This is a genomic window from Thermococcus sp. MV11, from assembly GCF_012027285.1.
Classification (GTDB): domain Archaea; phylum Methanobacteriota_B; class Thermococci; order Thermococcales; family Thermococcaceae; genus Thermococcus; species Thermococcus cleftensis.
In genome coordinates, this window is sequence record NZ_SNUD01000003.1 from 36,752 (window position 1) to 55,695 (window position 18,944).

18 protein-coding genes and 1 tRNA gene are annotated in these 18,944 nt (G+C 58.2%); 5 read left to right on the top strand and 14 right to left on the bottom strand.

The features are described from left to right. The first annotated feature begins 5 nt into the window (after positions 1-5). A complete protein-coding gene (locus E3E27_RS07705; protein ID WP_167774136.1) occupies positions 6-1,277 on the top strand; it encodes a phosphoadenosine phosphosulfate reductase family protein in 1,272 nt (423 codons plus the stop codon). Here E3E27_RS07705 and E3E27_RS07710 read toward each other — a convergent pair. From E3E27_RS07710 to E3E27_RS07725, 4 genes are all read right to left on the bottom strand, one after another. Further along, a complete protein-coding gene (locus E3E27_RS07710) occupies positions 1,271-3,388 on the bottom strand; it encodes an alpha-amylase family glycosyl hydrolase (protein ID WP_167774368.1) in 2,118 nt (705 codons plus the stop codon). The genes E3E27_RS07705 and E3E27_RS07710 overlap by 7 nt on opposite strands. A gap of 45 nt (positions 3,389-3,433) precedes the next feature. Then, entirely contained in the window at positions 3,434-4,096 is a 663-nt protein-coding gene (locus E3E27_RS07715) for a DUF257 family protein (RefSeq protein WP_014789106.1), read from the bottom strand. 61 nt (positions 4,097-4,157) lie between these two features. Then, complete coding sequence (locus tag E3E27_RS07720; RefSeq protein WP_167774137.1) at positions 4,158-5,456, bottom strand: TldD/PmbA family protein; 1,299 nt, start codon at positions 5,454-5,456, stop codon at positions 4,158-4,160. After that, positions 5,453-6,814 (bottom strand): TldD/PmbA family protein, encoded by a 1,362-nt coding sequence (locus E3E27_RS07725; protein ID WP_167774369.1) that lies wholly within the window; start codon positions 6,812-6,814, stop codon positions 5,453-5,455. Before E3E27_RS07725 ends, E3E27_RS07720 begins: the two co-directional genes overlap by 4 nt. An 87-nt stretch (positions 6,815-6,901) precedes the next feature. Between E3E27_RS07725 and E3E27_RS07730 the strand changes: the two genes are divergently transcribed. Both E3E27_RS07730 and E3E27_RS07735 read left to right on the top strand, forming a co-directional pair. Beyond that, on the top strand, positions 6,902-7,411 hold the full coding sequence (locus E3E27_RS07730) for a metalloregulator ArsR/SmtB family transcription factor (protein WP_167774138.1): 510 nt from the start codon (positions 6,902-6,904) through the stop codon (positions 7,409-7,411). Beyond that, complete coding sequence (locus tag E3E27_RS07735; protein WP_167774139.1) at positions 7,408-7,662, top strand: hypothetical protein; 255 nt, start codon at positions 7,408-7,410, stop codon at positions 7,660-7,662. Before E3E27_RS07730 ends, E3E27_RS07735 begins: the two co-directional genes overlap by 4 nt. Here the strand turns inward: E3E27_RS07735 and E3E27_RS07740 are convergent. The 3 genes from E3E27_RS07740 to E3E27_RS07750 are packed head-to-tail and all read right to left on the bottom strand — an operon-like array spanning position 7,659 to position 9,958. Then, positions 7,659-8,108: a universal stress protein gene (locus E3E27_RS07740; protein WP_167774140.1), complete on the bottom strand. Its 450-nt coding sequence runs from the start codon at positions 8,106-8,108 to the stop codon at positions 7,659-7,661. The genes E3E27_RS07735 and E3E27_RS07740 overlap by 4 nt on opposite strands. 3 nt (positions 8,109-8,111) lie before the next feature. Beyond that, complete coding sequence (locus E3E27_RS07745; RefSeq protein ID WP_014789100.1) at positions 8,112-9,398, bottom strand: SLC13 family permease; 1,287 nt, start codon at positions 9,396-9,398, stop codon at positions 8,112-8,114. An 11-nt stretch (positions 9,399-9,409) separates the two neighbouring features. Next, a complete protein-coding gene (locus E3E27_RS07750) occupies positions 9,410-9,958 on the bottom strand; it encodes a universal stress protein (protein ID WP_014789099.1) in 549 nt (182 codons plus the stop codon). Positions 9,959-10,088: 130 nt separating this feature from the next. On the opposite strand from E3E27_RS07750, the gene E3E27_RS07755 reads away from it, so the two are divergent. Then, entirely contained in the window at positions 10,089-12,017 is a 1,929-nt protein-coding gene (locus tag E3E27_RS07755) for a S16 family serine protease (RefSeq protein ID WP_167774141.1), read from the top strand. A 21-nt stretch (positions 12,018-12,038) separates the two neighbouring features. On the opposite strand, the gene E3E27_RS07760 is transcribed toward E3E27_RS07755, so the two are convergent. Both E3E27_RS07760 and E3E27_RS07765 read right to left on the bottom strand, forming a co-directional pair. After that, positions 12,039-13,145 carry a M20 family metallopeptidase gene (locus E3E27_RS07760; protein WP_167774142.1) on the bottom strand — a complete coding sequence of 369 codons (1,107 nt, stop codon included), beginning with the start codon at positions 13,143-13,145 and terminating at the stop codon, positions 12,039-12,041. Positions 13,146-13,356: 211 nt separating this feature from the next. Then, positions 13,357-13,434 (bottom strand) — tRNA-Ala (locus E3E27_RS07765). Positions 13,435-13,573: 139 nt separating this feature from the next. Here E3E27_RS07765 and E3E27_RS07770 point away from each other — a divergent pair. Beyond that, the gene (locus E3E27_RS07770) at positions 13,574-14,863 is read left to right on the top strand and encodes an NADP-dependent malic enzyme (RefSeq protein WP_167774143.1); all 1,290 of its coding nucleotides are present in this window, start codon (positions 13,574-13,576) and stop codon (positions 14,861-14,863) included. Here E3E27_RS07770 and E3E27_RS07775 read toward each other — a convergent pair. From E3E27_RS07775 to E3E27_RS07795, 5 genes are all read right to left on the bottom strand, one after another. After that, positions 14,854-15,369: a FumA C-terminus/TtdB family hydratase beta subunit gene (locus E3E27_RS07775; protein WP_167774144.1), complete on the bottom strand. Its 516-nt coding sequence runs from the start codon at positions 15,367-15,369 to the stop codon at positions 14,854-14,856. The genes E3E27_RS07770 and E3E27_RS07775 overlap by 10 nt on opposite strands. Next, the gene (locus tag E3E27_RS07780) at positions 15,360-16,214 is read right to left on the bottom strand and encodes a fumarate hydratase (RefSeq protein WP_167774145.1); all 855 of its coding nucleotides are present in this window, start codon (positions 16,212-16,214) and stop codon (positions 15,360-15,362) included. The genes E3E27_RS07775 and E3E27_RS07780 overlap by 10 nt, the downstream gene beginning before the upstream one ends. A 199-nt stretch (positions 16,215-16,413) precedes the next feature. Continuing rightward, a complete protein-coding gene (locus E3E27_RS07785; RefSeq protein ID WP_206204846.1) occupies positions 16,414-17,337 on the bottom strand; it encodes a hydroxyacid dehydrogenase in 924 nt (307 codons plus the stop codon). A 4-nt stretch (positions 17,338-17,341) separates the two neighbouring features. Next, entirely contained in the window at positions 17,342-17,989 is a 648-nt protein-coding gene (locus E3E27_RS07790; RefSeq protein WP_014789092.1) for a TIGR00153 family protein, read from the bottom strand. Positions 17,990-18,010: 21 nt separating this feature from the next. Then, positions 18,011-18,919 carry a 2-dehydropantoate 2-reductase gene (locus E3E27_RS07795; protein ID WP_014789091.1) on the bottom strand — a complete coding sequence of 303 codons (909 nt, stop codon included), beginning with the start codon at positions 18,917-18,919 and terminating at the stop codon, positions 18,011-18,013. Between the last annotated feature and the right edge of the window lie 25 nt (positions 18,920-18,944).

The window sequence follows — 18,944 nt, forward strand, 5'->3', positions numbered from 1 at the left end:
CTTCCATGTTCGCCCTCATAGCCCGCGCCCGAAAGGACGCGAAGGCGCTGGAGTACATCAACGAGAGGAACTACGGCGGCTTCCTGAGCGTCGAGAGCCTCGGCGGCGGCAGGAGGAAGGAGGAGGTTCTCGAAAACCTCAACGAGATCCTTGAGAAGCCGTACGTTCCTATACTGCTCCTCGGGGAGAAGGAAAGGCATCTGATGGAGGAGCTACTGCCAGTTCTGCGCGAGTCAGGAAAGCCCTTCTACGCGCGGATTCTGAGAACGAAGCGCGTCAGGAACATGCGGGTTGATGAGCTACACTCCAACATCGAGGAGATAAAAGCCCGCTTTCGCCTCGGAATCGAGTGGAGAAAAGCGTACCTCCTCAACCCGGAGAATCCATTTGGAGTCGAAATCAACCCCGACTACGACATCTACCTGGCCACCGGCAAGGGCTTTAGAAAGACCATGCGCTCTCTCCTCGGAGTCGAGCTGGGTGAGAACTCCCTCGTGCTCAGGAAGAAGATGAACCAGGAGGTCTACTTCTCCGGCCCCAACAGGGTCGCCGAGGTCAGCAAGAGGCTCGGCGTTCCGACGGAGGTTCTCTGGCGCTGTCCCTGCGTTGAGAACGTCCCCCTCGAACGGCTCATCGACGCCAACAGGGACTACATCGAGGCCTTCGCGCGGGCGAGCAGGGCCTTTCTCGAGCGGTTCAAGGAACACGACGTGATAGTGCCTTGGAGCGGGGGCAAGGACTCGACCGCCACACTGCTCCTCGCGAGCGAGGTCTTCGATGAAGTCACCGCAATCTACGTGAGAATGGAGCACGAGATGCCCATGACGGACGAGTACGTTGAGAGGCTCGCGGGAAAGCTCGGCGTCAATCTGATCCGCGTCGATGTTCCGATGCCCCTCGATAAGTTCGGCATGCCGACCCACGGCAACCGCTGGTGCACGAGGAAGAAGGTAGAAGCCCTTTACTCCGTCGTCTCGGAGTTCGAGAAACCCGTTCTTCTCGTCGGAGACAGGGACGGAGAGAGCGCGAGGAGACGGCTCAAACCGCCGGTGGTGGAGAGAAAGACCAACTTCGGAACCGTCCTCGAGGCCATGCCGGTGAAGTTCTGGAGTGGAATGATGGTGCAGCTATTCATACTTATGAGGGGACTTGAACTCCACCCGCTCTACTACGAGGGCTTTTATAGACTCGGCTGCACGGTATGTCCGAGCTTAGCGGAGTGGGAGGTAAGGCTGCTGGAAAAAATGGGAGTGGAGAAGCTCCCGGCCGGCTACTGACGCCGCCCGCGGAGGAGCGGGAGCAGGGCGATGAGCAGGAGCGCGGCCGGCCCGCAGGTTTTTTCAGGCGCCGTCGTTGTGGATTGCAAGGGGCCCTGCTCAAGCACCACCGTGCCGTTCGCCGTCCCGTGGTAGACCAGGCCGGTCGGCTCAAGGTTTTCCCAGCGGAGACCGCGGTAAAGTTCGACCTCGAAGGCCGTCCCGTTGGGGAGCGGAACGACGGTGAAGTAGTAGCCGGTCGGGGACTTGAGCAGGGGCCTCGGCTCCGCCAGCTCCGGGAGGCTGCCCTTAATCCAGAGCTGGCCTGTGAGGTTGGTGGCGTTCAGCACGAGAAGAACCGGAACGTCGTTCCCGGAGTAGTAGCGCAGCTTTGCCGGGTCGCTGGTCTTTCCTCCGGTCTCTACCACGACATCGAGCCAGGCCTTCCGAGTTTTCACCTCTGGAACCTCGACGAGTATCTCGGTTGAGTTCCATGAGATAACCCTCGCCTCGATGCCGCCGATGATGACCCTTCCTGAGGAGCCGAAGCCCGCCCCTCCGATGAGAACCTTCTGACCGGGCTGGGCGGTGTAAGGAGTCACCGAGCCGATGAGTGGTTCTTCCTGCTCCCCTTCGACGTGGAAGACATAGAAGCTGTTGCGCGGGAGTTCGAGCGAGGCCTTTCCACCGGAAACCCTCATCTCGGCACCGCTCAACGCGTCGCGGTAGGTTCCGTCCCCCCAATCCAGGGAAACCGTGAGGTTCCTCGGAGAGCCTTTGTTCATGACCACGAAAATTTTGTGGCTTCCAAAGGTTCTCTCGAAGGCCCAGGTGTTGTAGTCGGCGTAAAGGGTTTTGAAGTCGCCGAAAGCTAAGGCGTCGTTGGTCTTCCTCAGCTCAGCCAGGGTTCTGATTATGTGGGCGGCCTCGGTGGTGTTGTTGAACACCATCATCGGCCTGTTGTACGGGTCGCCCTTTCCGTCCCCGCTCACCAGGTAACTCTCGTCGCCGTAGTATATCACCGGAATTCCGGGCAAGGTCATGGTCAAGGCCAGTGCCATGTGGAAGCGCTCCACCCTGTCCTTCCTCCCCGCCGCGTTGAGGAAGCGGACGAGGTCGTGGCTGTCCAGGAAGTTGAGTTGCTTATTGGGATAGGTGAAGAGGGAGTAATAGTCCTCAAGCTCCTTTGAGAGAGCGTCAAGGCCACCGAAGAGGGCGAAGGTTCTCACGATTCTCTCCCGTATGGGTATGTTGAGGACCGGCGAGACGTTGGAGTAGCGGTAGAGCTCGTAGAGGTCGTCCGTTTTATCGGGCGAAAGGGAGTAGTACTCCCCGTAGATGAAGAGGGGGCCCTTTGAGTAGAGGCGCAGGTAGAAGCTCTCAAGCCAGCCGAGGTCCATGTGCTTGACGGCGTCAATCCTGAAACCGCAGGCACCTGAGTCGGCGAAGAGAAGCGCGCCCTCGGTGAGGTATGAATCCACCCAGGGGTTGAGCTGGTTGAAGTCGGCTAAACCAAAGAGGTTGGCGTACTTGAGCTGAAAGCCGAACCAGTCGTTTATGTTACCGTTGTGGTGGTAGATTCCATCGACGCTGCCGGTGTAGGGGTTGCGCGTGGCGTTCTCGGCGTCCTCGTAGTAGTGGGTGACGAAGGTGCCGTTGTCGTAGAGGGAGCCGAACTCACCGTCCGTTGCCGGGCCGGCATGGTTGGGCACGTAGTCAACGATTATGCAGATGCCCCGCTTTTCAGCCTCCTCCACCAGCTCCCTGAAGTCCTCCCAGGTTCCGAAGTGCTCCTCTATCCTCTTGTAGTCCCTCGTCCAGTAGCCGTGGTATGGGGCCGAGCCGGAGGCCATTCTGTTTATGTTGTCGTTGAGGGGCGATACCCATATCATCGAGACGCCGAGGCTGGCTATGTAGTCGAGCTTTTCCGTGAGTCCCTCTATGTCGCCTCCCCAGTAGAGGCGGTAGTCGCTCCTTGAGGGGTCGTAGAAGGGCCCGTTGTTGCTCGCGTTTCCGTCGTAAAAGCGGTCCACCATCACCTGATAAACCACTCCCCTCTCGGGAACGGGGTAAGCGCCCGCGAGGGGGAGGAGCAGGAGGATTGCGAGGAGAGCCGCCACCGCTGACCTCATCATATCACCAAAGGTGATAAGAACGGGAGTTTAAAAACCTTCACACTACTGTCTCGATATGTCTTTGAAGCTCAGGGAAGCCGTGGAGCCAACGATAGAAGCGTTCGCGGCCTTGATGACCCGGAGACGGTACTTGCCCCCTTCGAAGTCCCACCGGATCACAGTGCTGGCAGTCTCCTCAAAGAACGAGAGCAGCTCGGGCGAGTACCTCTCCATGATGTCGGCGTTGAGGAAGTACAGCGCTACGCGGCTCTTCTTCCCGACGAAGGTCGAGATGTTGCGGATCAGCCGCATAACCTCGTGCCGCTCAAGGGCGATGAAGAGCTTGTGGATTCCAAGTACAGGATTGAAAACAACCTCCTCTGGGACTATCTTCTCGTAGATCTCGTTGTAGTACCTGAAATCAAGGGAGTACTTATCCACCTCAACCCTCCCGAAGACTCTCCCTATTTCGCGGCTACCCCCGATCTTTATAACCGGGGCGTTCCTGAGGCCCTCGAGCTCCAGACCCATGAGGTCAAGGCGGATAACGCTCTCCGCGAAGGCGTCTGAGATGTCATCGATTATGAGCGGCGTCCCTCTGGCCCTGCATCTGCGGCAGATCAGGTAGAGAAGAAGTTCGGGGGAGGAAACCGCACTGTACTCAATGAGGACCGTTTCGCCCGGTCTAAGTCCGAAAAGAATCGAATCCACTGCGTGAGGGGCCATTGTGGTACCACCAGATACATTTTACAGGCAACGTATAAAAGGTTACCGCGTGGCAACCGTTTCACACGATCCTTCCCACGGTCAGCACCCGCGGGGATATGAAGGAACCCTCACGGACGGATTCCCTGCCAACCGAGCTCACCGACCTGAGAACCTCGAAGACGTTGCCTGTGAGCATGTTGTCCCGGAAGGGCCTCAGCTCACCGTTTTTGATGACGTAACCAAGTTCCACCGTCAGCGAGAAGTCGCCGCTAACTGGGTTGGCCGTGTGCTCGCCGAAGACCCTCCTCACCACAACGCCCTCGTAGTCCTCCAGTCTCTCCTTCCCCGGCTCCACGACGAGATTGCTCGTCCCAATGTGCGGAACGGTGCGGAAGTCCCTCACCGCGTTGCCCGTGCTCTCCATTCCGAGGAAAGAGCCATAGGTGTGGTCCAGGAGGAAGTTCCTTAGGAGACCCTTCTCGATTAGAACGGTCCTCCTTCCAGGAGTTCCCTCCCCGTCGAAGGGGTAGCTGCCGGGGAGGCCGGGCAAGGTGGGGTCATCGACGAGAGTCAAGGCCTCACCCGCCACCTCCTCGCCCGTACCCGAGAACCTGCTCCTGCCGAAGTAGACGCTGTCGCCGTAGAGGTTCTCGAGGAATATCCCGAGGAGGGACTGGAAGGCACTCGGCTCGAGAACCAGCTCCCCGCTGAAGGGCTCGAGCCTTTCGGCGGCCGAGCTGAGGAGCGCCTCCTCCCCGGCAAGGGCTATCGATCTCTCCAGCTCCTCGAGCGGCCGGAGCGAGCGGTAGGACTGGTAGTGGTAGCCCGTGCCGGGCCGCGTGCCCTCGACCACGGCGTAGGCCGAGACGCTCATTCCCGTGGAGCGCCCCTCGAGGAACACACCGCTGGAGTTGGCCACGCCGTAGGAGTTCACCCCCAGGGCCAGGGAGCCGGAGAGGGTCAGAGAGTCCCCCTTCAGCTCGCGCATCTTGCCGGCGAACTCCTCCGCGAGCGAGTGGGCCTCTTCAAAGGGGATATCCTCTATGCGCCGGTCGTAGAGGCCATCGACGCGGGGAACCTTCGAGGGAGCCGGAAAACCCCTGAAGGGTATCTCACTCACCCGGGCCAACTTTACCGTTCTCTTCACGAACTCCTCAAGGGCCTCCCGGTCGTGGTTGAGGCCAGTTATGTAGGAGAAGCCCAGTCTTCCGTTGTAACCAACGCGCAGGCCCATTCCCGAGTAGAACTTCCTCTGGGAGCGCTCGAGCCTCTCGCGCTCTATCCTGAAGGAGCCTCCCCTACCAACCTCCCAGTAGAGCTCCCACTCGACGTTCCCCCGCTCCAGTATCGACACCAGGGTCTCGACGGAAGAGTTCACCTCAATCCCCCCACGAGAGCCCTCGTCAAAAGGTGCGGCCCGCCGTCGTCCACCGGAACCACCTGTCCCTTGCCGCAGTAGCCGGGGAACTCCACCCTCAACTCCTTTCCCACGGCCCTGATGTTCCTCAGAACTTCAAGAATGCTCCCGCTCATGGCCACATCGCGCACCATATCCTTTATCTCGCCGTTCTCTATGATGTATCCCTCGGTGGCACCGAAGGTAAAGGTTCCGCTCGCGGTGTCCACCTGGCCCCCCTTGTCGCCGGCCATATAGAGGCCGTTCTTAACTTCCTCCAGCATCTCCTCGAGGCTCCAGCTTCCAGGCTCAACGTAGGTGTTGCTCATTCTGACGAGGGGCTGGTAGGCGTAGCCCTGCGCCCTTCCGTGGCCGTTGGGTTCGAGACCAAGCAAAGCGCTCGTCTCGCGGTCGTTGAGGTAGTTCACGAGCACGCCGTCCCGGATTATCTCCACGCGCTTCCCCCTGATTCCTTCGTCGTCGTAGACGTAGGAGCCGTACTTGCCGGGAAGCGTTGGGTCGTCCACAACGGTCAGCCCCTCCACCGCTATCCTCTCGCCCAGCTTCCCGGCCAAGATGCTGTCGCCGTTCTTCACTGAATCCGCCTCGACCGCGTGGCCCAGGGCCTCGTGTATGAAGACGCCAGTCAGTTCGGGGTCCATTATGATCTCGAACTCTCCAGAGGGCGGCGAGCGGGCGTGGAGGAGCGAGAGGGCCTTTTCCTTCACCAGCTCGGCCCAGTAGGGGAAGTCTATGTCCTCGACCAGCTCCCAGCCGGCAGTTCCACCGAAGTACCTCCAGTAGGTCTGCATCTCCCCGTTCTCCCTCGCCGTAACCGAGAACCCCACCCTCACCCTCGGAACCACCGTCTCTATCTCGCTCCCAAGGGAGTTGAAGTAGAGCTGCTCCTTCAGGCCGTCGCCGTAAGCCGTCTCCCTGCTGACTATTCTCTCCCCCTCGAGGAGGGAGTCTATCTCCTTAACGAGGGCCAGCTTGTCCTCGACCTCGATGTCGGTGAAGGGCTTCCTCACCTTTATCTCCGCCCTGTCCCTCACGGGGTCACCGAGGTGTATCCTCGAATCCCCGCGGGAGAGCTTGGCTATCTTCATGGCCGTTTTTATGGCCTCCTCCGCCCGCGTCATGTCATTGGCGCTGGAAAAACCCCAGGCCCCGTTGAAGGCCCTCACACCTATGCCCATCTCTGTGTTGAGCGATAGCTCGTCGAGCTGACCGTTCCTAATGCTGAGGTGGGAAGCAGTTACACGGGTTATCCTTATCTCATAATAGGACACGCCGTAGCGCTCCGCGAGAGCCTCGGCTTTTCTCACGAGGTTCTCCATCTCTCTCACCGATGGGCATAAAAAGGGTTGGCTTATATGGATTTTTATCGGATAGATAGATGAACCATAGGATTTAAGGGTTGGTTTATGGAGAGGCGTAACGAGATACTCCACGCGATCGAGGTGAAGCCGGGGATAACCTTTAGGGAGCTGGCGAGGGAGCTTGGGATCGGCATCGGTGACCTCCAGTACCACCTGAGGAGGCTGGAGAAGGAGGGCAGGATATTCTCCAGGAAGGTCGGGAAGAGGCGCTACCTGTTCCCGAGGGGCTTCGAGGAGGAAGCTCAGAGACTGCTGATAGCCATCTCGACGGAGACCCGAAGGAGAATCCTCCTGCTACTGCTGGAGGGACAGAGGAATCAGAAGGACGTGGCCGAAAAGCTGAACCTCAGTCAGCCGACGGTGAGCTACCACATGGGTGAGCTGGTCAAGCTCGGTATAGTGAGGGCAAGAAAAGACGGGAAGAGCGTGATTTATTCCCTGTCGTACGACCCGGAGGTAATAGCAAGGGTGATAAGGGACTACCGGCCCGGTCTCTGGGAGAAGCTGGCCGACAACCTGATAGACCTACTTGCTGGCATGGGTGAGGAGGAATGATGGAAACTCTACTGACGATAGCGGCGCTCGTGCTGGCCCTCGTCCTGGCGGGGGTATCTTTCATAGCCTACAGGAAGAGCCACCTGCGTCCGGCCCTCTACCTGCTCGCGGCCTTCCTCTTGATGGCAATCAAAAAAACGATAGAAATGGCGAGCCTTGCGGAGTGGATAGAGAGGGACGTGGGACTGATAGTCGGGGTCCTCGAGGTGCTCGTGCTGGCCCTGCTCGTGCTCTCCCTCTGGAGACGCTAGCGGACCACCATAACGGGCGGGTTTATGGAGCCGACGACCTCCTCAAGGAGACTTCCTATCCTCGTTTTTCCGCTCCTCCCGTAGGCGCCCATGACCACGAGGGAGTACTGGCCGGAGTTGGCCTCCTCGAGTATCTTCTCCTTCGCCGAGCCTTCCACTATCCTGAAGGAGCAGTTCACTCCTTCCTCATAACACAGTTCGAGGAGCGTGGTCATCAGGTGTTTTATGCTCTTCTTCATATCCTTCCATATCTCCGCCTCGAACTTCTCCACCTGGGAAAGGTTCTCGCTGTAGAGGCCGAGGTTGAAGGCCATCGCCTTTGCCTCCCTCCTGTCGAGGACGGAGAATAGTATCACCTTGCCGTGCCTCCTCTTGGCCACCGCTATTGCATGAAGCGCCGCTTTCTGACTCCATTTCGAGCCGTCTATCAACACGAGTATCCTCATAACTCACACCCCTATGTACCTTATCCAGAGCAATCCCAGGCCGACGGTGACGGTGACGAGCATTATGACCAGTCCAACCTTGAGGAAGTCCATGAAGGTTATTCTGACGCCCTCCTTGGCGGCTATACCAAGCACGACGACGTTGGCGCTCGCACCTATGGCCGTTCCGTTCCCTCCAAGACAGGCACCGAGCGAGAGCGCCCACCAGAGGGGATAAATGTCCATCGTGCTCCCCATCGCCTTTATGAGGGGAATCATCGCCGCAGTCAGGGGAATGTTGTCCACTACGGCGGACGCTATTGCAGAGAACCAGGTTATTATGACGAGCGCTTCCCCGGTATTGTTTACGTAGCTGGTTATCCAGAGGGCAATGTCCTCGATGACGCCGGTCTCGACGAGCGCTCCTACCAGTATGAAGAGCCCCATGAAGAAGAATATCGCCGTCCACTCTATCTTTTCCAGTATCGACTCCGGGTCCATTCCGCTCCAGAGGAGGAGCACCGATGCCCCCACCAGGGCCACCACTGCCGGAGGAATATCAAGCCTGTCGTGGACAAAGAAGAGCAGAATAACCCCGACTATGACGATGACCGACTTCCGGAACAGGGAGTAGTCCCTTATCGCATCTTCCTCGCTCAGCCCCTCGAGGGTAGAGAGGATTCTTTTCCTCTTGGAATCGCTTATCCTCATTGCCCCCCGGTAGAACAGGTATATCAGCCCCAGGGATACGAAGAGGTCCACCAGCGCTATCGGTCCCATGTTGAGGAGAAACTCGTTGAAGCTTAACCCAGCGGCCGAGCCTATCATTATGTTGGGGGGATCACCTATCAGCGTTGCCATTCCGCCGATGTTGGAGGAAAAGACCTCGGCCAGGAGGAACGGGACGGGATTGACGTCCATGAGGCGGGTTATGTAGAGCAGCATAGGCGTGAGGAGCAGAACCGTCGTGACGTTGTCGAGAACAGAACTCACGAGGGCGGTAACGATCGAGAACAACAGGAGAACGTTCATTGGACTTCCACGGGCGAACTTGGCGGTTTTTATCGCTATGAACTCGAACAGCCCGCTCTCCTTGGCGGTGTTCACGATTATCATCATTCCGATAAGAAGCAGGAGCGTTCCAAGGTCCAGGTGCTCTGGGACAGCCTCCCAGGGAACTATTCCGAGCAAAAGAACCAGCGCCGCACCGAACAGGGCCGCCACCGTTCTGTGAACCCTCTCACTGATTATCATGGCGTAAGTTACAAGGAACACGACCACTGCGATTCCGGTCATCACTGCCTGCTCCATTGCCATCACCCTCAGTAAACCAGGACGGGTTTGTCAAGGTGCTGAACGATCTTAAGGACTATGGGACTTACGGGAGACGTTCTCGTGACCTCGGAGCCGTAGCTCCTTGAAACCACAAGGAGATCGAAGCCCTCCCCCATAAGCCTTATCACGTCGTCCCCCTTGCTCCCTATGAAGTACCTCCTCTCAACACGGAGGCCCAGCTCCTCGAGCCTCGGGGCTATCTTGGCCAGCATTCCCTCGGCGAACTCTATCTTTGCCCTCTTGAGCTTCTCCGCCTCCTCTTTACCCAGGGTCTGCTCGATGAGGGAGAGAGTCCGCTTCTCGGAGATGTAAACCAGAGTCACCGAGGCCCCGAGGTACGCGCTCAGCGTCTCGTAGAGCTCCTCCGGAATCTCGCCGGAGAACCTGTCGATGGGCATCAGTATGGAGTGCACCTCCGGGAGAACGAACTCCTCAGGCAGGAGGAGAAACTCGCGGTAGCGCCTTGAAATCTCCTCGTACCTGTCTCCCGCGATGTTCTTGAACTTGCGGTTTATCAGCGAGCTGAACAGGCCCATTAGACCCACCACTCACCCAGTAAGAAATACGGTTTAAAAATTTGTCCTCGAACCACGGCACCACTCTATAAGAGAATTGAACCAAAAGAGCTTTATTAAGTCAAAACGACCTAAAGAAAGGGTGAAAAAGATGAAAAAAATCATAGCAATGCTTATCACGGCTCTGCTGATTCTGCCTTTCGTGGGCTTCACAGCAGCCCAGTGCCCGAGCGAGGGGCACACCGTCGTCCTGAAGGCCCCCGCAGTATCGAAGACCTCGGACGGCCAGCTCGTTGGAGTGGCCACTGACTTCGTCATAACCGTCGCCCCAGGAACTGGCCACGTTTACGTGGAGACCTGGCCGCTGGCTGAGGTAGACATGCAGGCCAGCGCGAGGTTGGCCTCGCAAATAGCGGGCAAGGTTCTCGGGGTCGATATGAGCAAGTACGACGTCTTCATTCAGATAAAGGCCGATTCTCCGATAATCGGCGGGCCCTCCGCGGGAGGAACCATGACGGTTGGGATAATAGCGGCCCTCGAGGGCTGGCAGGTCAATCCAAAGGTGATGATGACGGGCATGATAAACCCGGACGGAACGATAGGGCCCGTCGGCGGAATCCTCGAGAAGGCCTCCGCCGCCCACGACGTCGGGGCCGAGGTGTTCCTGATTCCGGAGGGCCAGAGGATACAGTACGTCCAGGAGACCCAGAAGAAGGAGATAGGCGGCATAGTGGAGATAAACACCCAAACCAAGAAGGTGGACGTGGTCGAGTACGCCAAGGAGCGCTGGGGACTGACGGTCATAGAGATAAAGGACATCTACGACGCCGTCTACTACTTCACCGGCCACAGGATACCCAGGCCGAAGGCGCCCTCCTACGTCACCATCGACACCTCCTTCCTCAAGGACGATGCGCTCAAAGACTACGAAAACACCACCTCATATTACCAGGCAACGCTGGACAAGCTCAAGGACAGCGACGTGAGCTACGCCACCTACACCACCCTGATGGAGGCCCTGAACCAGGCGAACGTTATCCTCAATCAGTCAAGGGAAGCAATAGACGACGGAATGTACTACACCGCCCTCAGCAAGGACTTCCAGGCTAGGATCATCATAAGGCACGTGGACTGGTACCTGGACTCCAACGGCCCCGACGACGTGCAGAGGCTCCTAAAGACCGTGGAGAGTCAGATAAACGCCTCTGAGGTCTCGGTTTCCAACGTGACGATAAAAGGAATAACGATGCTCCAGGCGGTCGCGGCGGCCGAAGAGAGGGTGGAGCAGGCGAAGAGCCTCCTTGACGAGGCCTGGAAGTACTACTACAACGGGGACTACTGGGACGCCGTTGGTGATGCAGCCTATGCCTACGAGAGGGCCAAAACTGCCGAGTTCTGGGCCAAACTGGGAGAGAGGTTCGCGGGCGACGAGGTCATAAGCAGGGACGTTGTGAAGGCAACGGCCAGGGACTACATAGACGAGTCCAGCCTCATAGTGACCTACATAGAGTCCATGTACGGGGACGTGGGGGGCGACCTCAGCCAGAGCATAGTCCAGGCGGAGCAGTACTACGAGGACGGCAAGTACTCGGCGGCGCTCTTCACGGCGATGGAGGCGCGCGTGAGGGCGCAGGTCTTCCTCGACACCCTCGGCATAGACAACCAGAGCGTGCTGATGGACAAGGCGAGGGCGATGAAGGAGGAGGCCAAGGTGGCCATAGGCATAGCGCAGAGCCAGGGCATAACCCCCGTTCTGGCCATGGCCTACTACGAGTTCGCCGAGAGCTACGAGAAGAGCGCGGAGGAGAACAACAGCCTCGAGGACCTCCAGACAGCCATGATATTCTACCAGTACGCCAGAGAAACCGCCGGCCTGTTCCTCAGCAGTCCGGGCGGAAGCGTTCAGGTACCACAGGACAACACGACCGGCGTGCCACAGATCGTCATACCCACGGGCACTCCAGACGCTGGAGGGCCTGATGAACAGACTGAGAGCCAAGGCGGCGTTCCGGAGACAGCGCTTGCCCTGGCGGCGATTGGGGCGTTCCTCGTCGGTGCCCTCGTGGGCAGAAAGCTGTGATCACCTTTCCTTTTTTCTCAGCTACACCAGCGACTTCAGGAACTCCACGTAGACTCTCTTCACCCGCTTCATGGACTCGACGCTCACCCACTCGTCGCTACCGTGCCAGTTGCCACCTACCGGCCCGTAGACGAGGGTAGGCTTCCCAAGGTATGTGCCGAAGTAGTTGAAGTCCCCCACGCTCCTCCCGTAGATAATCTCCGGTTCTCCTCCGAGAACGGCCCTGTGGGCGGACTTGAAGACGTTCACGAAGCGGTCGTTCTCCCTGACGACGTAGGGGAGCATGTCCGGCGTTGGCCTCTCGAACTTCGAGACCCTGAGCTTTCCGTTGAGCTTTATCCTCTCCGCCAGCTTCATCAGCTCCCTCTCAACCCTTTCCCAGTCCTCGCCGATGACTATGTGCCTGTCGATTATCGCCCTGGCGTAGTCCGGGACGCTCAAACCGTCGGCCGAGCCCTCTATGTGGAGGGTGCAGTATGAGCCGGCACCGAGCTTCCGGTGGTTCCTGAAGCGTATCTTCCAAAGGCTTCCCACGAAGCGGCCCAGCTCCTCTATGGCGTTCAGCCCCTCGTGGGGCCTGGCGGCGTGAGCCTTCCTGCCGAAGACCTCGACCTGAACAACGAACCTTCCCCTGGCACCGAGCATCAGCCGCTCGTTGGTGGGTTCGCCCACGAGGACCACGTCAGCCTTGTCCAACTTGCCGCTCCTTATGAGCTCCCAGGCCCCGCGGGAGTAGCCCTCTTCATCGACCACCGCGGTGAAGATGACGTTGGGCCTCTCCTTCTTTGGGAGTTCAGCGACTTCCACGAAAGCCGCCATAAGTGCCGCGAGACCGGCCTTCATGTCGGCGCTGCCAAGGCCGTAGAAGCGGTCGCCGTCCAGCTCGCCGTGAGGATCCCGAGTCCAGCCGGAGGAGAGATTCACCGTGTCCATGTGACCGTTGAGAACGACGGTGTGTCCCCTGCCCGGAAGCCGGGCGATGACGTTGTCCCCGAGGCCATCAACTGGAAGGAGCTCGACCTCAAAGCCGTGCTCCTCCAGAAACGATGCTATGAAGCGGGAGATTTCCTCCTCACTTCCGAAAGGGGAACTGATGGAAACCAGCCCCTTAAGGAGGTCGAATTCCATATAATCACCACCAGGTAACAAAAACGACAAACTGCTTAAGTAATTTTCCCTAATGACACGGAACAAAACTTGATTAAATCCAAGTTTTCCAGGATAAATAACAACCGAATGCGTGAATTCCAAAAGAGGGTACTATACATCTATCAAGTGGAGTACTAAAACAGCGGAACCGAGAACTAAGATCCGCGAAAAACCCCAGAAGAGAGTCGTGTGGTGGACCGGGCGGGATTTGAACCCGCGGCCTCCGCCTTGCGAGGGCGGCGCTCGTACCAGGCTGAGCTACCGGCCCACTCCCGGTTATATTGGGCACAACTTGGCTTTAAAAAGTTTCCGTCCAACCGCGGAATCCAGTGGACATTTTTGAGTTTAATTTCCACTGGAAAAGAAGGACTTTTAACTTCAAGATGCTAACCAACTTCGGTGGTTCGATGGACGCGAGGGGCTTTCACAGGAGCAACTTCATTGGTAACGGGAAAATCGAGGTCATTCCGAAGGTTCCCCTCACGAGGGAAACCCTTCCTTTAGCGTACACGCCTGGAGTCGCCGAGGTATCGCGCGAGATAGCCAGAGAGCCGGACAAAGCCTTCGAATACACCAACAGGGGCAACACCGTGGCCGTGATAAGTGACGGCACGAGGGTACTTGGACTCGGAGATATTGGCCCCCTCGGAGCTCTCCCCGTCATGGAGGGTAAGGCACTCCTCTTCAAGGTCTTCGGCGGTGTCGATGCGTCCCCTCTTGTTCTAGCTGAGAAAGACCCCGAAAAGTTCATTGAAGTTGTTAAGGCAGTTTCTCCCTCCTTCGGCGGGGTAAACCTCGAGGACATAGCCTCGCCCAAGTGCTTCTACATACTGGACAGGCTGAGGAATGAGCTGGAAATCCCAGTCTTCCACGACGACCAGCAGGGGACTGCGAGCGTTGTCTTGGCCGGATTGCTCAACGCGCTTAAAGTTGTGGGAAAAAAGCTCAGCGAGGTAAGCGTGGCCCTTTTTGGAGCGGGCGCGGCGGGCTTCGCGACTCTCAGGCTTCTGGTGAAGGCGGGGGCTAAGCCGGAAAAGGTTCGCGTCGTCGAGCTCGTGGAGGGGAGGCCGAGGGTTCTAACGCCCGATTTACCCCTTGAGAACCTCTTCCCGTACCGCGGGGAACTGCTGGGGAAAACGAACGGCGAGGGAGTCGAAGGTGGTCCTGAGGAGGCAGTAGAGGGTGCGGACGTTCTAATATCCTTCACGAAGCCCGGACCGGGCGTGATAAAGCCCGAGTGGATAGGGAAGATGGCCGACGACGCGATAGTGTTCCCGCTGGCCAATCCCACCCCCGAGATACTCCCTGAGGAGGCTAAAAAGGCCGGTGCTCGGATAGTTGCCACTGGAAGGAGCGACTACCCCAACCAGATCAACAACCTCCTCGGCTTCCCCGCGATATTCAGGGGAGCACTTGACGTGAGGGCCAGGACCATAACAGACGGCATGATAATAGAGGCTTCAAAGGCAATCGCTTCCGTAATAGAGCCGAGCGAGGGGGAGATAATCCCGTCGCCCTTCCACCCTGACGTCCACCCCAGGGTGGCAAGGGCCGTCGCCGAGGAAGCGATGAGGGAGGGAATCGCGGGGGTCCGCGTCAATCCTGAGGAGGAGGTTGAGGAGAGGCTTAGAACTTGGAGGCGGTTCTACGAGGGGAACATAGTCCCGCTGAACGAGAAGAGGAGGAACTACCGGTAGAGGCTTCCACCGTGCGCGTCTATGGCCACAATCAGCGGGAAGTCCTCAACCTCAAGAACCCACAGGGCCTCTGGAATTCCGAGGTCGAGCCAGTGGACGGCTTTAACCCTCTTTATGCTCCTTGCCGCGAGCGAACCCGCACCGCCAGTGAAGGCGAAGTAAACTGCGCGGCCTTTGAAAGGCCCGACCTCCATTCCGCCCTTCCCTATTATCCCCCGAACCCCAAGGCCCAAAATACCCTCTAGGTAGAGGTTCATTCTGGCACTCGTCGTCGGCCCCGCCGAAACGACCTTGTAGCTTTCTCCCCTTTTCCTGACCACGGGGCCGCAGTGGTATATCACCGCCCCCTCCGGCTCGAAGGGCAGTTCCTCCCTCGGTAAACTCAGAATCCTCCTGTGGGCCGAGTCGCGGGCGGTGTAGATCGTTCCGGAGAGGAGGACTATATCACCGGCTCTCAGTTTCAGGACGTCTTCCTCGCCCAGGGGCGTTTCTAGCTTCACTGCCAAACCTCAACCCTCCCCTCAGGCTTTATTCTCAGGAAGGCCCTCCTGTTGGCCCAGCACTGGACAACGAGACCGACCGGAAAGCTTGCCGGGTGCCTGTGGGCCACCTCAATTTTGACGTCGAGGGCGGTCGTTCTGCCACCCATTCCCATCGGGCCAATCCCGAGGGCGTTTATTTCTTTCAAAAGCTCTTCCTCTAGCTCCGCTATCCTCCCGTCCGGGTTCCTCTCCCCGACCCTCCTGAGAAGGGCCTTTTTGGCGAGCTTCAGTGAGAGGTCAGCGCTTCCACCAGCGCCTATACCCAGAATAACCGGTGGGCAGGGCTTTCCGCCGCAGGCCTTAACGTGCCCGACGACGAAGCGCTTGACCCCTTCCCAGCCCTCGGAGGGGGTAAGCATAGCCAGGGCAGAGCAGTTCTCGCTCCCACCACCCTTTGGAAGGACCGCCACCTCGATTTCGTCGCCCTCAGTTATCTCCCAGTGGATCACCGGAACGCCCCTCCCAGTGTTGTCGCCCGAGTTCCTCCCGGTTAAGACATCGACGGCGTTTGGCCTGAGGGGCACCTCTTCCGTCGCCCTCCGCGTTGCCTCGATTATCGCTCCCTTGAGCTCCCCGAGGAAGGGACTGTTAACCCCGGCTTTAACGAAGAAGATTAGCGTTCCGGTGTCCTGGCAGACGGGAATGGACTCGGTTTTTCCGATCTCTATGGCCTTGAGAATGTTCTCAAGGTTGAAGCGCGCTATTTCGCTCTCCTCTCGCTCGTAAGCCTCTCTGAGGGTCAAAACGACATCATCGGGAATCCTCGTGACGGCCAACCTTATCGCCTCAACGATGGCATCGGCGAGCAATAGGCATTCACCTGTTAAAAGTTGGAGATGGAGTTAAAAAGTTTGACGCTTTCCTTTAAAAGCCACCTCCACAGGGGCACAGCCCTGACCGTAAGCCCCTTCCTCTCGGCCTTTCCAGAGCAGTTCCCCGTTACTGGCGTCCCACTTTTCGCGCTGATGCGAGTTGAAGAAAGGTTCGCAAGAAGGAATGGAAAGGAACTCAGCCCCTCAGAATCTCGACTATCTGCTCGGCAACCTGAACCCCGGCGCGCATCTGGGCCTCTTCCGTTGAGGCACCGATGTGGGGTGTGAGGACGACGTTGTCGAGCTTTGTGAGCGGGTGGTCCTTCGGCAGGGGCTCCTCCTCGAAAACATCTAAGCCCGCTCCGGCAATCCAGCCCTCCTGAAGGGCCTTGACGAGCGCACTGGTATCGACAACTGCACCGCGGGCGGCGTTGATGAGTATTGCCGTTGGCTTCATCAGCTTGAGCCGCTCCTCGTTGATGAGGTGATAGGTCTGCTCCACCAGCGGAACGTGAAGGGTAACTACGTCGCTCTCCCTCAGAAGCTCCTCAAGCTGGGCGAACTTCCCGCCGACCTCTTTGGCCCTCTCCTCGTTCGGGTAGGGGTCGTAGAGGAGAACCTTCATACCAAGGGCATGGGCAATCTTGGCCACCTCGTAGCCTATCCTTCCGAAGCCGATTACCCCTATGGTCTTGCCCTCAAGTTCGATTCCCATGCACTGCTTCTTGGCCCAGACGCCCTCGCGCATCTTCCTGTCGGCGAAGGCTACCTTCCTGGCCACGCTGAACATCAAAGCTATCGCCAGCTCGGCGACGCTCCTTGAGCTCGCCCCGGGGCTGTTCACAACCTTAATGCCCCTCTCCTTAGCGGCTTCGAGGTCTATGTTGTCCAGTCCAACGCCGGCCCTCCCGATGACCTTGAGCTTGGGTGCACTCTCGATGACCTTTCTCGTCACCTTCGGCTTGCTCCTTACGATAATAGCATCAACGTCTTTCACGAGCTCAACGAGCCTCTCCTCGTCGGGGTACTCCTCATAGATGACATCAAAACCCGCTTTCCTTAGAACCTCCATAGCCTTCTCGTGGAGCGGAGCTGCAACGAGTACCTTCGCCATTTCCATCACCTCAACCCCTTCTCTTTATGGCCATCAGCATGACCTGGTCGGAAGTATCTTCCGCCCTGTCAGCTATGTCGCCCATCTTGGTGAGTATCTGGTTCCAGATGAGCTTGGCGTAGGTGGTGATGGTCTCGCTCTCAAAAACCTTACCCTTGACATCGTACTCCACTTCATCGGCCTTTTCTTCGGCGTCCTCGACGGCCTTAGCAAGCTCTATAGCCTTATCAACATCAGTATTGAGAGCATTGACCGCCTGAACGAGGACTGAATAGGTGTCTCTAGCCGAATCCACGAGGCGAAGGATCTCATCTTTCAGCTCGGCCGGCACCTTTGGTTTTGCCAGAATAAGAGTGTGGGCCGCGCTCTCGGCGGCATCGGCCACCTGGTCTATGAGCTCGCTCAAGCGGACGTAGTCGCCCCTGTTGGCAGGTAGGAAGGCCCCCTCGTAGAGCATGGTCTCTATGCCCCTCCTAAGGGAGTCCGCCTTACTCTCGAGCTGGTCCACTTCCCTCTCGAAGGCCTTTGCCCTCTCGAAGTCGCCCTCGAGGTAAGCCTCGACCAGAGCCCTGAACGCAACCAGTGCTTCGTCCACGACCTTGAGATGATTCTCTATGGCCTCAAAAACGCTGCTCTCCTTACCCCCAAATATGGGCATCTTCAATCCCCCAAGTTAAGTTCAACCGCCCGGTTTATTTAGATTTTCCTTCGCCTTGACCAGGGCCCAGATGAGTTCGTTCCTCGGCGCTTCCAGACCGACGGAGCCCGCGTACTCAACTATCTTGCCGTTGATGTAGTCTATCTCCGTCCTCTTGCCCCTCCTTATGTCCTGAAGGGTGGAGTTGTAGTTCTCCCTCGTGCGTTCAATCGTGTCCCAGAGGAGCTCCAGGGGGTGCATCTCGAACTCCACGCCGAGCTGCTGGGCCACCATGCAGCCCTCCCTTGCCACGTCCACCGAGACCGCCTCGAGGTACGGGTCGTCCTTCAAAGCCCCGTTCTTGACTTCAAGAACTGTTCCAAGGCCGTTTATCACGGAATTGACTATCGCCTTGGCCCATTTCCAGCCCAGGACGTTCTCAGTGGTGGAAACCTCGAGTCCGGCCTCCCTGAGAACTCCGGCGACCTCCCCAACAAAGGGGTCTCCACCCGTGGGGTACTTCCCGATGACCGTTATACCCTTGCCTGTCCACTTTACGACGCCCCACTCCATTAGCATTGCGCCGTTGGTAGTTATGCCTCCCATCACATTAGGCGTCACCCGCATAGCCAGTTCCTCGTTTCCAAGGCCGTTCTGGACGCTCAGAATCCACGTTTCCGGACCGATGCATTTTCTGGCGCACTCCAAGGCGGCTTTGGTGGAGTAGGACTTGGTCGCCAGGAGGAGAAGCTCTGGTGGTTCTTCGGGGGCGTGAACGGTCGCCCTTGGCCTGACCACGAACTCCTCCACCCCGGTTATCCTGAGCCCCCTCTCCAGTATCGCCCTCACCTGCTCCTCCCTTCCGATGAGCGTCACGTCGTTGCCCGCCCTCGTTAAGAGAGCTCCGAAGAGGGAACCTATGCTCCCGGCTCCGAGGACGTAAATCTTCATCTCACCACCGCAACCGTTTAAAGAC

What these genes read in the sequence shown, in the direction of transcription:
- E3E27_RS07745 (WP_014789100.1), bottom strand. Translation starts at nt 9,398, where the DNA reads ATGGAGCAGGCAGTGATGACCGGAATCGCAGTGGTCGTGTTCCTTGTA.
- E3E27_RS07740 (WP_167774140.1), bottom strand. Translation starts at nt 8,108, where the DNA reads ATGAGGATACTCGTGTTGATAGACGGCTCGAAATGGAGTCAGAAAGCG.
- E3E27_RS07755 (WP_167774141.1), top strand. Translation starts at nt 10,089, where the DNA reads ATGAAAAAAATCATAGCAATGCTTATCACGGCTCTGCTGATTCTGCCT.
- E3E27_RS07705 (WP_167774136.1), top strand. Translation starts at nt 6, where the DNA reads ATGTTCGCCCTCATAGCCCGCGCCCGAAAGGACGCGAAGGCGCTGGAG.
- E3E27_RS07785 (WP_206204846.1), bottom strand. Translation starts at nt 17,337, where the DNA reads ATGGAAATGGCGAAGGTACTCGTTGCAGCTCCGCTCCACGAGAAGGCT.
- E3E27_RS07730 (WP_167774138.1), top strand. Translation starts at nt 6,902, where the DNA reads ATGGAGAGGCGTAACGAGATACTCCACGCGATCGAGGTGAAGCCGGGG.
- E3E27_RS07735 (WP_167774139.1), top strand. Translation starts at nt 7,408, where the DNA reads ATGATGGAAACTCTACTGACGATAGCGGCGCTCGTGCTGGCCCTCGTC.
- E3E27_RS07715 (WP_014789106.1), bottom strand. Translation starts at nt 4,096, where the DNA reads ATGGCCCCTCACGCAGTGGATTCGATTCTTTTCGGACTTAGACCGGGC.
- E3E27_RS07770 (WP_167774143.1), top strand. Translation starts at nt 13,574, where the DNA reads ATGGACGCGAGGGGCTTTCACAGGAGCAACTTCATTGGTAACGGGAAA.
- E3E27_RS07790 (WP_014789092.1), bottom strand. Translation starts at nt 17,989, where the DNA reads ATGCCCATATTTGGGGGTAAGGAGAGCAGCGTTTTTGAGGCCATAGAG.
- E3E27_RS07760 (WP_167774142.1), bottom strand. Translation starts at nt 13,145, where the DNA reads ATGGAATTCGACCTCCTTAAGGGGCTGGTTTCCATCAGTTCCCCTTTC.
- E3E27_RS07795 (WP_014789091.1), bottom strand. Translation starts at nt 18,919, where the DNA reads ATGAAGATTTACGTCCTCGGAGCCGGGAGCATAGGTTCCCTCTTCGGA.
- E3E27_RS07725 (WP_167774369.1), bottom strand. Translation starts at nt 6,814, where the DNA reads ATGGAGAACCTCGTGAGAAAAGCCGAGGCTCTCGCGGAGCGCTACGGC.
- E3E27_RS07750 (WP_014789099.1), bottom strand. Translation starts at nt 9,958, where the DNA reads ATGGGCCTGTTCAGCTCGCTGATAAACCGCAAGTTCAAGAACATCGCG.
- E3E27_RS07710 (WP_167774368.1), bottom strand. Translation starts at nt 3,388, where the DNA reads ATGAGGTCAGCGGTGGCGGCTCTCCTCGCAATCCTCCTGCTCCTCCCC.